The 13937-nt window shown below is 71.0% G+C and carries 11 protein-coding genes; 10 read left to right on the top strand and 1 reads right to left on the bottom strand.

Annotated features, from left to right (window positions below; all coding sequences use genetic code 11):
* Positions 1-151: 151 nt before the first annotated feature.
* From ACFRFC_RS34895 to rpsD, 5 genes are all read left to right on the top strand, one after another.
* Positions 152-859 carry an MBL fold metallo-hydrolase gene (locus ACFRFC_RS34895; protein ID WP_382687586.1) on the top strand — a complete coding sequence of 236 codons (708 nt, stop codon included), beginning with the start codon at positions 152-154 and terminating at the stop codon, positions 857-859.
* A 13-nt stretch (positions 860-872) separates the two neighbouring features.
* A complete protein-coding gene (gene hisS / locus ACFRFC_RS34890; protein WP_382687584.1) occupies positions 873-2135 on the top strand; it encodes a histidine--tRNA ligase in 1263 nt (420 codons plus the stop codon).
* Between the two features lie 314 nt (positions 2136-2449).
* Positions 2450-3109, top strand: coding sequence for a vitamin K epoxide reductase family protein (locus ACFRFC_RS34885; RefSeq protein WP_382687581.1), 660 nt, complete (start codon positions 2450-2452; stop codon positions 3107-3109).
* A gap of 151 nt (positions 3110-3260) precedes the next feature.
* Positions 3261-4616 (top strand): replication-associated recombination protein A, encoded by a 1356-nt coding sequence (locus ACFRFC_RS34880; protein ID WP_382687579.1) that lies wholly within the window; start codon positions 3261-3263, stop codon positions 4614-4616.
* 346 nt (positions 4617-4962) lie between these two features.
* The gene (gene rpsD, locus ACFRFC_RS34875) at positions 4963-5577 is read left to right on the top strand and encodes a 30S ribosomal protein S4 (protein WP_382687576.1); all 615 of its coding nucleotides are present in this window, start codon (positions 4963-4965) and stop codon (positions 5575-5577) included.
* 26 nt (positions 5578-5603) lie between these two features.
* On the opposite strand, the gene ACFRFC_RS34870 is transcribed toward rpsD, so the two are convergent.
* On the bottom strand, positions 5604-7799 hold the full coding sequence (locus ACFRFC_RS34870) for an ATP-binding protein (RefSeq protein WP_382687573.1): 2196 nt from the start codon (positions 7797-7799) through the stop codon (positions 5604-5606).
* A gap of 169 nt (positions 7800-7968) precedes the next feature.
* Between ACFRFC_RS34870 and ACFRFC_RS34865 the strand changes: the two genes are divergently transcribed.
* The 5 genes from ACFRFC_RS34865 to mltG all read left to right on the top strand — a co-directional run bounded on the left by ACFRFC_RS34865 (position 7969) and on the right by mltG (position 13933).
* Positions 7969-8394 carry a DUF948 domain-containing protein gene (locus ACFRFC_RS34865; protein ID WP_382687570.1) on the top strand — a complete coding sequence of 142 codons (426 nt, stop codon included), beginning with the start codon at positions 7969-7971 and terminating at the stop codon, positions 8392-8394.
* Between the two features lie 16 nt (positions 8395-8410).
* The gene (locus ACFRFC_RS34860; RefSeq protein ID WP_382687568.1) at positions 8411-8782 is read left to right on the top strand and encodes a hypothetical protein; all 372 of its coding nucleotides are present in this window, start codon (positions 8411-8413) and stop codon (positions 8780-8782) included.
* Positions 8782-11454 carry an alanine--tRNA ligase gene (gene alaS / locus ACFRFC_RS34855; RefSeq protein WP_382687565.1) on the top strand — a complete coding sequence of 891 codons (2673 nt, stop codon included), beginning with the start codon at positions 8782-8784 and terminating at the stop codon, positions 11452-11454. The genes ACFRFC_RS34860 and alaS overlap by 1 nt, the downstream gene beginning before the upstream one ends.
* A 170-nt stretch (positions 11455-11624) precedes the next feature.
* Positions 11625-12089 carry a Holliday junction resolvase RuvX gene (ruvX, locus tag ACFRFC_RS34850; protein WP_382687562.1) on the top strand — a complete coding sequence of 155 codons (465 nt, stop codon included), beginning with the start codon at positions 11625-11627 and terminating at the stop codon, positions 12087-12089.
* A 122-nt stretch (positions 12090-12211) separates the two neighbouring features.
* Complete coding sequence (gene mltG, locus ACFRFC_RS34845; RefSeq protein WP_382687560.1) at positions 12212-13933, top strand: endolytic transglycosylase MltG; 1722 nt, start codon at positions 12212-12214, stop codon at positions 13931-13933.
* Positions 13934-13937: the final 4 nt, after the last annotated feature.

Here is a 13937-nt window from a genome sequence, read left to right as displayed (position 1 = left end):
GATGGGCCGACCGCCTGCGTGTGCCCGTACCGTATATGGGTTACCTGAGGATCCGGCAGCGCCGGTAGGCTCTGACGACGGGCGTGGCCGCTCACCGGCCGCCCGAGGCGTCGCAAACCCGCCGCCCGAACCGACACAACGAAGGACGATCGTGCTCATTGCCGGGTTCCCCGCCGGGGCCTGGGGGACGAACTGTTATCTCGTCGCCCCCGCCGCCGGTGAGGAGTGCGTGATCATCGATCCGGGCCACCAGGCCGCCCCCGGGGTCGAGGAGGCGCTGAGGAAGCACCGCCTCAAGCCCGTCGCCGTCGTCCTCACCCACGGCCACATCGACCATGTGGCCTCGGTCGTCCCGGTGTGCGGCGCGCACGGCGTGCCCGCCTGGATCCACCCCGCGGACCGCCACATGATGAGCGACCCCGAGAAGGGCATCGGACGCGCCATCGGGATGCCGCTCATGGGCGAACTGACCGTGGGGGAGCCGGACGATGTCAGGGAACTGACCGACGGCGGCGCGCTGGACCTCGCCGGACTGGAGTTCTCCGTCGCGCACGCGCCGGGCCATACCAAGGGGTCGGTGACCTTCAGGATGCCGGAGACGGCCGACGTCCCGTCGGTGTTCTTCTCCGGGGACCTGCTCTTCGCCGGCTCCATCGGACGCACCGACCTGCCCGGCGGCGACATGGCCGAGATGCTCGACTCGCTGGCCCGTGTGTGCCTGCCGCTCGACGACTCGACCGTGGTGCTGTCCGGGCACGGCACCCAGACGACCATCGGCCAGGAGCGCGCCACCAACCCGTATCTGCGGCAGGTGGCCGACGGCCTCGGGAGCGCCGACGCTCCCCGACGAGGAATGTGACGAGAGACCTTCCGTGAGTACCTTCCAGGCCCCCAAGGGCACGTACGACCTGATCCCGCCGCGCTCCGCCGTCTTCCTCGCGGTGCGCGAGGCGATCGCGGCCCCGCTGCGCGACGCGGGCTACGGCTACATCGAGACCCCCGGCTTCGAGAACACCGAACTGTTCGCGCGCGGCGTCGGCGAGTCCACCGACATCGTCACCAAGGAGATGTACGCCTTCGAGACCAAGGGCGGCGACCGGCTCGCCCTGCGCCCCGAGGGCACCGCCTCCGTACTGCGCGCCGCGCTGGAGGCCAGTCTCCACCGCGTGGGCAATCTGCCGGTCAAGCTCTGGTACTCGGGCTCCTACTACCGCTACGAGCAGCCCCAGGCGGGCCGCTACCGCCACTTCTCCCAGGTCGGCGCCGAGGCGATCGGCGCCGAGGACCCGGCGCTGGACGCCGAGCTGATCATCCTCGCCGACCAGGCGTACCGCTCGCTGGGCCTGCGCGATTTCCGCATCCTGCTCAACAGCCTCGGCGACAAGGAGTGCCGCCCGGTCTACCGGGCCGCGCTCCAGGATTTCCTGCGCGGCCTGGACCTCGACGAGGACACCCTGCGCCGCGCGGAGATCAACCCGCTGCGCGTCCTGGACGACAAGCGCGCCGACGTCCAGAAGCAGCTCACCGGCGCCCCGCTGCTGCGCGACTACCTGTGCGACGCCTGCAAGGCGTACCACGAGGAGGTCCGCGAGCTGATCCGCGCGGCGGGCGTCGCCTTCGAGGACGACCCCCGGCTGGTGCGCGGCCTGGACTACTACACCCGTACGACGTTCGAGTTCGTCCACGACGGACTGGGCGCCCAGTCCGCGGTGGGCGGCGGCGGGCGGTACGACGGCCTGTCCGAGATGATCGGCGGCCCCGCGCTCCCGTCCGTCGGCTGGGCCCTCGGCGTCGACCGCACGGTCCTCGCCCTGGACGCGGAGGGCATCGCCCTCGACCTGCCGTCCCCCACCAGCGTCTACGCCGTCCCCCTCGGGGAGGAGGCGCGGCGGGTGCTGTTCGCCAAGGTCACCGAGTTGCGCAAGGTGGGCGTGGCGGCCGACTTCGCCTTCGGCGGGCGGGGCCTCAAGGGCGCCATGAAGAGCGCCAACCGCAGCGGCGCCCGCTACACGATCGTCGCGGGCGAACGCGACCTCGCCGAGGGCGTCGTCCAGCTCAAGGACATGGAGTCCGGCGAACAGACGGCGATCGGCGTGGGCGAGATCGTGGCGGAACTGGAGTCACGGCTCGGCTGAGACGGTACGGGGACCCGCGGGGCGCGTGGGACATGTGGGGCGTTCGGTGCCGTGGGGCATCGGGCGCCCCGCCCGCTTTCCGACGTCTCTCCTGCGCCCCTGCGACGCCTCTCGCAACACCGAAGGGCGGGGGACCGGGACGGTGTCCGTCAGCCTCGGCCGCCAGGGCCGTCCGTCCCGAAAACCTGTCCGGAACCGGCCGCTGACAAGGGACCATCGGCCCCGCTCGTCCACAGGGTCCGGTGCGGCGCGGGAGGGTGCGGCACAATGGCCCTGCCCGAAGCAGGACCCTCTCCAGTGACGGAATCGGCGTGATGAGCAAGACGACTGTCAACGACGTCTCCACCGAGCCCGAGCCGCCGCGCAGTACCCCGGCCGCGCCGCACACGGCCGGTGGCAGCCGCGCCTTCGCGCTGATGCTGGTGATCACGGGCGCCGCGGGACTGCTGGCCGCGTGGGTCATCACGCTCGACAAGTTCAAGCTCCTCGAAGCCAAGGTGGCCGGCGAGACCTATGTCCCCGGGTGCAGCGTCAACCCGGTCGTGTCCTGCGGCTCCATCATGGAGAGCGACCAGGCGTCCGTCTTCGGCTTCCCCAACCCGATGCTCGGACTCGTCGCCTACGGCATCGTCATCTGCGTCGGCGTGAGCCTGCTGACCCGGGTCCGCTTCCCGCGCTGGTACTGGCTCACCTTCAACGCGGGCACGTTCTTCGGCGTCGCCTTCTGCACCTGGCTCCAGTTCCAGTCGCTGTACCGGATCAACGCCCTGTGCCTGTGGTGCTCCCTGGCGTGGGTCGCGACCATCGTCATGTTCTGGTACGTGACCTCCTTCAACGTCCGTAACGGCTTCCTGCCGGCGCCGGGCCCCGCCAAGCGCTTCCTGGCCGAGTTCACCTGGGTGCTGCCCGTCACGCACATCGGCATCATCGCCATGCTGATCCTGACCCGCTGGGGCGCCGACCTCTGGGCGTGACCGGGACGACGACCCGGCCCACGCCCACAGGGGCGCGGGGAACTGCCCGAGCGACCACGGCGGACCCGCGCCCGTCCGCCGTCCGTCCCCCGGCAGACGGGCGGCCCGCACTCAGGCGAGCGTTGTCAGTGCCGTGATTTAGGGTTTCAGCGTGGAACCCGATCTGTTCACCGCCGCCGCCGAAGAGCGCCAGGAGAAGGACCCGGCCGCGAGTCCCCTGGCGGTCCGGATGCGCCCGCGCGTCCTGGACGAGGTGGAGGGCCAGCGGCATCTGCTCAAACCCGGCTCGCCGCTGCGCCGGCTCGTCGGCGAGGGCGCCGGAGGACCGGCCGGGCCGTCCTCGGTGATCCTCTGGGGCCCGCCCGGCACCGGCAAGACCACCCTCGCGTACGTCGTCTCCAAGGCCACCGCCAAGCGGTTCGTGGAGCTGTCCGCGATCACCGCCGGAGTCAAGGAGGTCCGCGCGGTCATCGACGGGGCCCGCCGCGCCACCGGCGGCTACGGCAAGGAGACCGTCCTCTTCCTGGACGAGATCCACCGTTTCAGCAAGGCCCAGCAGGACTCCCTGCTGCCCGCCGTGGAGAACCGCTGGGTCACCCTCATCGCGGCCACCACCGAGAACCCGTACTTCTCGGTGATCTCCCCGCTGCTCTCCCGCTCCCTCCTGCTCACCCTCGAACCCCTCACCGACGACGACCTGCGCGGCCTGCTGCGCCGCGCCCTCACCGAGGAGCGCGGCCTCAAGAGCGCGGTCACCCTCCCCGAGGCCACCGAGGACCACCTCCTGCGGATCGCCGGCGGCGACGCCCGGCGCGCACTGACCGCCCTGGAGGCGGCGGCCGGCGCCGCCCTCGACAAGGGCGACACGGAGATCGCCCTCACCACCCTGGAGGAGACCGTCGACCGCGCGGCCGTGAAGTACGACCGCGACGGCGACCAGCACTACGACGTCGCCAGCGCCCTGATCAAGTCCATCCGCGGCTCCGACGTGGACGCCGCCCTGCACTACCTGGCCCGGATGATCGAGGCCGGCGAGGACCCCCGGTTCATCGCCCGCCGGCTGATGATCTCCGCCAGCGAGGACATCGGCCTCGCCGACCCCACCGCGCTGCCCCTCGCGGTCGCCGCCGCCCAGGCCGTCGCCATGATCGGCTTCCCCGAGGCAGCCCTCACCCTCAGCCACACCACCATCGCCCTCGCCCTCGCCCCCAAGTCCAACGCCGCGACCACCGCCATCGGCGCCGCCCTGGAGGACGTACGCAAGGGACTGGCCGGACCCGTCCCGGCGCATCTGCGGGACGGGCACTACAAGGGCGCCGCCAAGCTGGGGCACGCGCAGGGGTACGTGTATCCGCACGATGTGCCCGAGGGCATCGCCGAGCAGCAGTACGCGCCCGACGCCCTCAAGGACCGCGCTTACTACACCCCGACCCGGCACGGCGCCGAGGCCAGATACGCGGACGCCGTGGAGTGGACCAGAAAGCACCTCGGTCGCAAGCGGCCCTGAGTGGCCTGTAGAATCCCCGGAGCGCTGCGTCCCGTGCCCGGCACCCGAAAGGGCAGCCGGCACCACCAGAACGGGACATCCAGCCGGAACCCCGTCGCCGCGAGGCACAGGATTCCAGGAGCGTCGCGCACCGTCGATCGGTGTCGCGGGCAGCCCATCACCCCCCGGAGTCCCGGGACCGGCGATGGGCGACTCGCGTGCTGCACGTATGTGCCCAGACCAGGGAGCGGCTGCCCGGCAGGACCGTGTTCGCGCACGGCCCCGCGGGGTTTCCCAGGCTGCGGATGCGACCTCCCCTAACCCTGGTGAAGCCGTATTCGCACACAGAACACGAGGTGTTTGGTTCATGCCGAACCAGTCCCGCCCCAAGGTCAAGAAGTCGCGTGCCCTCGGCATCGCGCTGACCCCGAAGGCCGTCAAGTACTTCGAGGCGCGTCCCTACCCGCCCGGTGAGCACGGCCGTGGCCGCAAGCAGAACTCGGACTACAAGGTCCGGCTGCTGGAGAAGCAGCGGCTGCGCGCGCAGTACGACGTGTCCGAGCGCCAGCTCGTGCGCGCCTACGACCGCGCCTCCAAGGTCCAGGGCAAGACCGGTGAGGCCCTGATCATCGAGCTGGAGAAGCGTCTCGACGCCCTGGTCCTGCGGTCGGGCATCGCCCGCACCATCTACCAGGCCCGCCAGATGGTCGTCCACGGTCACATCCAGGTCAACGGCAAGAAGGTCGACAAGCCGTCCTTCGTCGTGCGCCCGGACGACGTGGTGCAGGTCCGCGACCGCAGCAAGGAAAAGACGCTGTTCCAGATCTCCCGCGAGGGCGGCTTCGCCCCCGACGGTGAGACCCCGCGCTACCTCCAGGTGAACCTCAAGGCCCTGGCGTTCCGCCTGGACCGTGATCCGAACCGCAAGGAGATCCCGGTGATCTGCGACGAGCAGCTCGTCGTCGAGTACTACGCCCGCTGACCCGGACGTAGCACCCCCCCCGCGCGTCAGCCCGCCGTCTCCCCGCCCTTCCCGGTGGGCGAGGCGGCGGGCTTGTGCGTGACGGACGCCGGATCCGCGCTCCCACGCGCGTGCCGCACGGTCCCGCGCGGCACCCCCGGCAGCTCCGGCGACCGCGCCGGACACCACTCCAGCGCCCGCGCCACCGCCGCCCGCCGGTCCAGCCGCGCCCCGAGCCGGACGCACTCCTCGTACCGCTCGTCGCCCAGCCGGGCCCGGGACAGCGCCTCGCACCGCTCGTGCGGCCGGTTGTAGTGGGCGGAGCCGAACAGCGGCAGCCCCACCGACGGCCACATCCGGGAGGCCGCGCCCTGGAGCACCGCCGCCTCCGCGAACTCGCCCTCGGCGGCCGTGACCAGCGCGAGCAGCTCCACCGCCAGCACCGCGCCGAGCAGATCGTTGAAGGCGTCGGCGGTGGCGAGACAGTCGGCGAGCAGGGTGCGCGCACCCGTCCGGTCGCCCTCGCTCCAGGCGGCATAGCCGAGGACGTACAGCGCGTACGCCCGCGACCAGCGCTCCCCATGGTCCTCGCACACCCGCCGGACGTCCTCGCACAGCCGCACCGCCTCCGCGAGATCGCCCTGGAACGCGCGGGTCATCGCCAGCTCGACCTGGCACATCAGGACATTGCTGTTCAGCTCGCCGATCTCGTGATAGCGCTCCAGCGCCGAGCGCAGCAGCGTTTCTGCACGGGGCATGTCGTCACAGACCAGCGCCAGACAGCCGGTGCGGTGCTCGGCGTACGCCACCGCCGTGGCGCTCGCGAGGCGTTCCGACTCCTCGCGGCACTCCTGGAGCGCGGTCAGCGCCGGCACCCGGTCGCCCTGGAGGACGGCCACGTAGCCGAGCACCCACAGCGCCTTCAGCCGGGACTGCTCATGTCCCACGTCCTCCACCGGCAGCTCCACGCTCCGCTCCAGCCAGCGCCGCCCCTCCGACAGCCGCCCGCAGCCGGCCCAGTAGAACCACAGCGACCCGGACAGATACAGCGCCAGATGCGCGTCGTCCGGCTCGGTCAGGCAGTGCTCCAGCGCCCAGCGCAGATTCGGCAGCTCCGCCTCCACCCGCGCGGCCACCTCGCCCTGACGCGCCGAGAACCAGTCCAGCTCGCACCAGGTCGCCAGCCCCAGATACCAGTCACGGTGGCGCCGCCGCATCCGGGCCGCGTCGCCCGCGGCCTCAAGCCACTCGGCGCCGTACGCGCGGATCGTGTCGAGCATCCGGTAGCGGGTCCCGGCCGGGGTCTCCTCCCGGCTCACCACCGACTGCGCGAGCAACTGCGTCAGCACATCGAGAACATCGTCGGCGTGCAGACCGTCGCCACTGCACACATATTCGACAGCCTCCAGGTCGAAGGTGCCCGCGAACACCGACAGCCGCGACCAGAGCAGCCGCTCGGGCGGCGCGCACAGCTCATGGCTCCAGCCGATCGCCGTGCGCAGCGTCTGATGCCGGGGCAGCGCGTCCCGCCCGCCGCCGGTCAGCAGCCGGAACCGGTCGTCCAGCCGCTCCAGCAGCCGCGCGGCCGACAGCGCGCCCAGCCGCCCCGCCGCCAGCTCGATCGCCAGCGGGATCCCCTCAAGACGCCGGCACAGCTCCCGCAGGGCCGTGTCGTCCTCCGGCGGCGGGCCCAGCTGCGCCGCCCGGACACGCAGCAGTGCCACCGCCTCGTGCTCGGCCGGCGGCGCCAGCGCGAAGATCCGCTCGCCCGCGACGCCCAGCGGCCTGCGCCCCACCGCGAGCACCCGCAGCCCCGGCAGCCGGCGCAGCAGCTCGGTCACCAGCGCGGCGCACCCGTCCACCAGATGCTCGAACCCGTCCAGCACCAGCAGGAATTGGCGGCCGACGAGCTGGGTGAGCAGGGTCTCGCGCGGCGGCCGGGTGGTGTGATCGGTCAGCGCCAGCGCCTCCACCACCGCGTACTCCACGAACTCCGGGTCGCGCAGGGACGCGAGATCCACCCGCCACACCCCGTCCCGCGGCGCCGAACGCGCCGCCGCGCGGGCCGCCAGCCGGGACTTGCCGATCCCGCCCGGCCCGGTCACCGTGACCAGCCGGGCGCCCCCGAGCGCCCGTGCCAGCCCGGCCAGTTCGGCGGAGCGGCCCACGAACGCGTCGAGTTCCAGGGGGAGATTGCCGAGCACACTGTCCACTTGGTCACCGGTGGTCTGATCTGGTCGCATAGGACACGGAGCGTACTGAAACGTAAACACTCCGTACAATCGCTCTCCGCGATTGCGCTCGTTCCGCTGCGCGCCGGACGGAAATCCGGTACGGACCCGCATCCCCGGCGCGATAGGCTCGGTGCACGACTTTCTCGATGTTCAGGACGTTTCAGGGAGCGGGTGCGCAGTGTCCGGTGGAGAGGTGGCCGGGATCCTGGTGGCCGTCTTCTGGGCGATCCTGGTCTCCTTCCTCGCGGTGGCTCTGGCGAGGCTGGCCCAGACGCTCAAGGCGACCACCAAGCTCGTCGCGGACGTGACCGACCAGGCCGTCCCGCTGCTCGCCGACGCCTCGGCGGCGGTGCGCTCGGCGCAGACCCAGATCGAGCGGGTCGACGCGATCGCCTCCGACGTCCAGGAGGTCACGTCGAACGCGTCCGCGCTGTCCACCACCGTCGCCTCCACCTTCGGCGGCCCGCTGGTGAAGGTCGCCGCCTTCGGCTACGGCGTGCGCCGGGCGCTTGTCGGCCGCAAGGACGACGCACCCGCGAAGGCCCCCCGGCGTACGGTGATCGTGGGCCGCACGGTCCCCGCCGGCCGCCGCAAGCGGAAGTAAGGACTGAGACCGAGCGATGTTCCGCCGTACGTTCTGGTTCACCACCGGCGTGGCCGCCGGTGTCTGGGCCACCACCAAGGTCAACCGCAAGCTGAAGCAGCTGACGCCCGAGAGCCTGGCCGCCACCGCGGCCGACAAGGCACTGGAGGCCGGTCAGCGGGTCAGGGACCGGGCCGTCGGCTTCGCGCTCGACGTCCGCGACAACATGGCCCGGCGCGAGGCCGAACTGGGCGACGCGCTGGGCATCACCGAGGACCCCGAACTCCCCGCGCCGCGCCGCCGCCCCGCCATCGAGAACCCCGGCACGCACCCCACCATCCACCACCCCAGCACACCGAAGTACATCGAATCCCCGATGCGCTCGTACAACCGGAATGAGGACCACTGATGGAGTCGGCTGAGATCCGTCGTCGCTGGCTGAGCTTCTTCGAGGAGCGCGGGCACACCGTCGTCCCTTCGGCGTCGCTCATCGCGGACGACCCGACTCTGCTCCTGGTCCCGGCCGGCATGGTGCCCTTCAAGCCCTACTTCCTGGGCGAGGTCAAGCCGCCCTTCGCGCGCGCCACCAGCGTGCAGAAGTGTGTGCGCACCCCGGACATCGAAGAGGTCGGCAAGACCACCCGGCACGGCACGTTCTTCCAGATGTGCGGCAACTTCTCCTTCGGCGACTACTTCAAGGAAGGCGCCATCACCTACGCCTGGGAGCTGCTCACCAGCCCCCAGGACAAGGGCGGCTACGGCCTCGACCCCGAGCGGCTGTGGATCACCGTCTATCTGGAGGACGACGAGGCCGAGCGCATCTGGCGCGAGGTCGTCGGCGTGCCCGCCGAGCGCATCCAGCGCCTGGGCAAGAAGGACAACTACTGGTCCATGGGCGTCCCCGGCCCCTGCGGCCCGTGCTCCGAGATCAACTACGACCGCGGCCCCGAGTTCGGCGCCGAGGGCGGCCCCGCCGTCAACGACGAGCGGTACGTGGAGATCTGGAACCTGGTCTTCATGCAGTACGAGCGCGGCGAGGGCACCTCGAAGGAGGACTTCGAGATCCTCGGCGACCTGCCCAGCAAGAACATCGACACCGGCCTCGGTCTCGAACGGCTCGCCATGATCCTCCAGGGCGTGCAGAACATGTACGAGATCGACACGTCCATGGCCGTGATCGACAAGGCCACCGAGCTGACCGGCGTGGCCTACGGCACCGACCACGGCTCCGACGTCTCCCTGCGCGTGGTCACCGACCACATGCGCACCTCCGTGATGCTCATCGGCGACGGAGTGACCCCCGGCAACGAGGGGCGCGGCTATGTGCTGCGCCGGATCATGCGCCGCGCCATCCGCAACATGCGCCTGCTGGGCGCCACCGGCCCGGTCGTCAAGGACCTGATCGACACGGTCGTCGCGATGATGGGGCAGCAGTACCCCGAGCTGGTCAGCGACCGCGAGCGGATCGAGAAGGTCGCCGTCGCCGAGGAGAACGCCTTCCTGAAGACGCTGAAGGCCGGCACCAACATCCTGGACACCGCCGTCACCGAGACCAAGGCCGGCGGCGGCACCGTCCTCGCCGGCGACAAGGCGTTCCTGCTCCACGACACCTGGGGCTTCCCGATCGACCTCACCCTGGAGATGGCCGCCGAGCAGGGCCTGTCCGTGGACGAGGACGGCTTCCGGCGCCTGATGAAGGAGCAGCGCGAGCGAGCCAAGGCCGACGCCAAGGCCAAGAAGACCGGCCACGCCGACATGGGCGCCTACCGGGAGATCGCCGACGCCGCCGGGGCCACCGAGTTCATCGGCTACACCGACACCGAGGGCGAGTCCACCGTCGTCGGCATCCTGGTCGACGGCGTCTCCTCACCCGCCGCCACGGAGGGCGACGAGGTCGAGATCGTCCTCGACCGCACCCCGTTCTACGCCGAGGGCGGCGGGCAGATCGGTGACACCGGCCGGATCAGGGTCGACACCGGTGCCGTCATCGAGATCCGCGACTGCCAGAAGCCGGTGCCGGGCGTGTACGTCCACAAGGGTGTCGTCCAGGTGGGTGAAGTCACCGTCGGCGCCAGGGCCGAGGCCGTCATCGACATCCGCCGCCGCACCGCCATCGCCCGCGCCCACTCGGCCACCCACCTCACCCACCAGGCCCTGCGCGACGCCCTCGGCCCGACCGCCGCCCAGGCCGGTTCCGAGAACCAGCCCGGCCGTTTCCGCTTCGACTTCGGCTCGCCGTCCGCCGTCCCGACGGCCGTGATGACCGACGTCGAGCAGAAGATCAACGAGGTCCTCGCCCGCGACCTCGATGTGCGCGCCGACGTCATGGGCATCGACGAGGCGAAGAAGCAGGGCGCCATCGCCGAGTTCGGCGAGAAGTACGGCGACCGGGTGCGGGTCGTCACCATCGGCGACTTCTCCAAGGAGCTGTGCGGCGGCACGCATGTGCACAACACCGCCCAGCTCGGCCTGGTCAAGCTGCTCGGCGAGTCCTCCATCGGCTCCGGCGTACGCCGGATCGAGGCCCTTGTCGGCGTGGACGCCTACAACTTCCTGGCCCGTGAGCACACGGTCGTCAACCAGCTCACCGAACTCCTCAAGGGCCGCCCCGAGGATCTGCCCGAGAAGGTGTCCGGGATGCTCGGCCGGCTCAAGGACGCGGAGAAGGAGATCGAGAAGTTCCGCGCCGAGAAGGTGCTCCAGGCCGCCGCCGGTCTCGCCGGGTCCGCCAAGGACGTACAGGGCGTCGCCGTGGTCACCGGCCAGGTCCCGGACGGCACCACCGCCGACGACCTGCGCAAGCTGGTCCTCGATGTGCGCGGCCGGATCCAGGGCGGCCGGGCCGCGGTGGTGGCCCTGTTCACCACGGCGAACGGCAAGCCGCTGACGGTCATCGCCACCAACGAAGCCGCCCGCGAGCGCGGTCTCAAGGCCGGTGACCTGGTCCGCACGGCCGCGAAGACGCTCGGCGGCGGCGGCGGCGGCAAGCCGGACGTCGCCCAGGGCGGCGGCCAGCACCCGGCCGCCATCGGCGACGCCGTGGACGCCGTGGAACGGCTCGTGGCGGAAACGGCCAAGTGAGCGGGAATGGCCAAGTGAGCGGGAACGGCCGAATGAGCGGGAGCGGCCGGAACGGCCCGGCGCGGGGGAACGGCTGGGTGACACAGGACAGCCAGGTGACCGAGGTCAGCCGGATGAGTGGAGTCGGCCAGGTGAGCGGAGTCGGCCAGGTGAGCGGAGGCGGTCGGACCATGCGACACGGACGCCGCCTCGCGGTCGATGTCGGGGACGCCCGGATCGGGGTCGCGTCCTGCGACCCCGACGGGATCCTCGCCACGCCGGTCGAGACGGTGCCCGGCCGGGACGTCCCCGCGGCGCACCGCCGGCTGAAGCAGCTGGTCGCGGAGTACGAGCCGATCGAGGTGGTCGTCGGCCTGCCCCGCTCCCTGAAAGGGGGCGAGGGCCCGGCCGCCGTCAAGGTCCGCGGCTTCGCCCAGGAGCTGGCGAAGGGCATCGCGCCGGTCCCGGTCCGGCTGGTCGACGAACGGATGACGACGGTGACCGCGGGTCAGGGACTGCGGGCTTCGGGGGTGAAGGCGAAGAAGGGACGCGCGGTCATCGACCAGGCCGCGGCCGTGATCATTCTCCAGCAGGCCCTGGAATCCGAACGGGTGTCAGGTAAAGCCCCCGGCGAGGGCGTCGAAGTGGTCATCTGATCGCGATACGGTAACGTTCCGCGCGGGCGGCGGCATTCGAACAGCCTCCGCACAACAAGAGGCGGAACGGGAACCGGGGCCTTGGAACCGCGCCCCCACCGGCTCGCGGCTTTAGGGGATCGATGACTGAGTATGGCCGGGGCCCAGGCTCCGAACCGTGGCATCCCGAGGACCCGTTGTACGGGGACGGCGGATGGGGAGGGCAGCAGCAGGCCCCGGTGGGCCAGCAGGCTGCCTACGGCGGCCAGCAGCAGTATCCGCAGCCGCAGCAGGGTTACGGCGACTGGGACGTCGGCCAGCCGGGGCACGACCCGCAGGGCCATGACCAGCAGCAGTACGACCAGCAGGGCTACGGCCAGCAGCAGACGCCGTACCCCCACCCGTACGAGCAGCAGCACTACGGCGACCAGGGCCAGCAGCCGTACGACGCCGGCTGGGGCACCGGCAACCAGCAGCAGCCGCCGTACCCGGGCACGGCCGACCCCGTGGATCCCTACGGGCAGCAGGCCGCCGCCTCCTACGGCGGTGAGCACGGCGACTTCTACAACACGCCGGACGCCTATCCGCCCCCCGAACCGCCCAGCAGGCGCCGGGCCGAGCCGGAGCCGCGCACGGACTGGGACCCCGAGCCGGGCCAGGAGGACCACGCGTTCTTCGCCGACGGCGAGGAGGACGGGGACGACGGGAGAGACACCGGCGACGGGTCCACGCCGAGAGACCGGGGCGGTCGTGGTGAGCGGCGGGGCCGTGGCGGCAAGTCCAAGAAGAGCCGCAACGGCTGCGCCTGCCTGGTGGTCGCGCTGGTCTTCGGCGGCGGCATCTCGGGCGTCGGCTACTTCGGCTACCAGTTCTACCAGGACCGTTTCGGCGCGGCCCCGGACTTCGCCGGAGCGGGCAACGGCGAGCAGGTCACCGTCACCATTCCCCAGGGCGCGACCGGCTCGGTGATCGGGCAGGAGCTGAAGAAGGCCGGCGTGGTCAAGAGCGTCGACGCCTTCGTCGCCGCCCAGACGGCCAACCCCGAGGGCAAGACCATCCAGGACGGTGTGTACACCCTCCAGAAGGAGATGTCCGCCGACAGCGCGGTCGATCTCATGCTCAGCCCGGACAGCCGCAGCAACCTGATCATCGCCGAGGGCAAGCGCAACGCCGAGATCTACACGCTGATCGACAAACGCCTGGAGGTCGAGGACGGCACCACGGCCGAGGTCGCCAAGAACGACTGGAAGGAACTCGGCCTGCCCGACTGGGCCACCAATCACACGAACGTCAAGGATCCGCTGGAGGGCTTCCTCTACCCCTCCAGCTATCCCGTCGCCAAGGGCCAGAAGCCCGAGGACGTGCTCAAGCAGATGGTGGCCCGCGCCACCGACAGCTACGAGGAACTCGGCCTGGCGCAGCAGGCGGAGAGCGTCGGGCTCGAGAACGCCTGGGAACTGGTCACCGTCGCGAGCCTGGTCCAGGCCGAGGGCAAGACCCACGACGACTTCCGCAAGATGGCCGAGGTCATCTACAACCGTCTCCAGCCGGACAACACCGAGACGAACCAGGAGCTTCAGTTCGACTCGACCTTCAACTACCTCAAGGGCCAGAGCGAGATCGACATCTCCGAGTCGGAGATCAACAGCAACCCCGACCCGTACAACACGTACACCAACCGGGGTCTGCCGCCCGGACCGATCGGCAACCCGGGCGAGGAAGCGATCAAGGCGGCGCTCGACCCGACGGACGACGGCTGGATGTACTTCGTCGCCACGGACGGCATGAGCAAGACCGAGTTCGCCAGGACGATCGACGAGCACCAGGAACTGGTCGACAAGTTCAACGAGTCGCGGACCAATTGACGCG

The organism is Streptomyces sp. NPDC056734 (assembly GCF_042790455.1).
GTDB lineage: Bacteria > Actinomycetota > Actinomycetes > Streptomycetales > Streptomycetaceae > Streptomyces.
Note: the sequence above shows the minus strand (reverse complement) of the source record. Positions and strands in the feature narration are given on the sequence as shown.

Excerpts from the sequence above, each read along its gene's own strand:
- rpsD (WP_382687576.1), top strand. The coding sequence starts at position 4,963 with ATGCCGAACCAGTCCCGCCCCAAGGTCAAGAAGTCGCGTGCCCTCGGC.
- ACFRFC_RS34885 (WP_382687581.1), top strand. The coding sequence starts at position 2,450 with ATGAGCAAGACGACTGTCAACGACGTCTCCACCGAGCCCGAGCCGCCG.
- ACFRFC_RS34870 (WP_382687573.1), bottom strand. The coding sequence starts at position 7,799 with ATGCGACCAGATCAGACCACCGGTGACCAAGTGGACAGTGTGCTCGGC.
- mltG (WP_382687560.1), top strand. The coding sequence starts at position 12,212 with ATGACTGAGTATGGCCGGGGCCCAGGCTCCGAACCGTGGCATCCCGAG.
- ruvX (WP_382687562.1), top strand. The coding sequence starts at position 11,625 with ATGCGACACGGACGCCGCCTCGCGGTCGATGTCGGGGACGCCCGGATC.
- ACFRFC_RS34860 (WP_382687568.1), top strand. The coding sequence starts at position 8,411 with ATGTTCCGCCGTACGTTCTGGTTCACCACCGGCGTGGCCGCCGGTGTC.
- alaS (WP_382687565.1), top strand. The coding sequence starts at position 8,782 with ATGGAGTCGGCTGAGATCCGTCGTCGCTGGCTGAGCTTCTTCGAGGAG.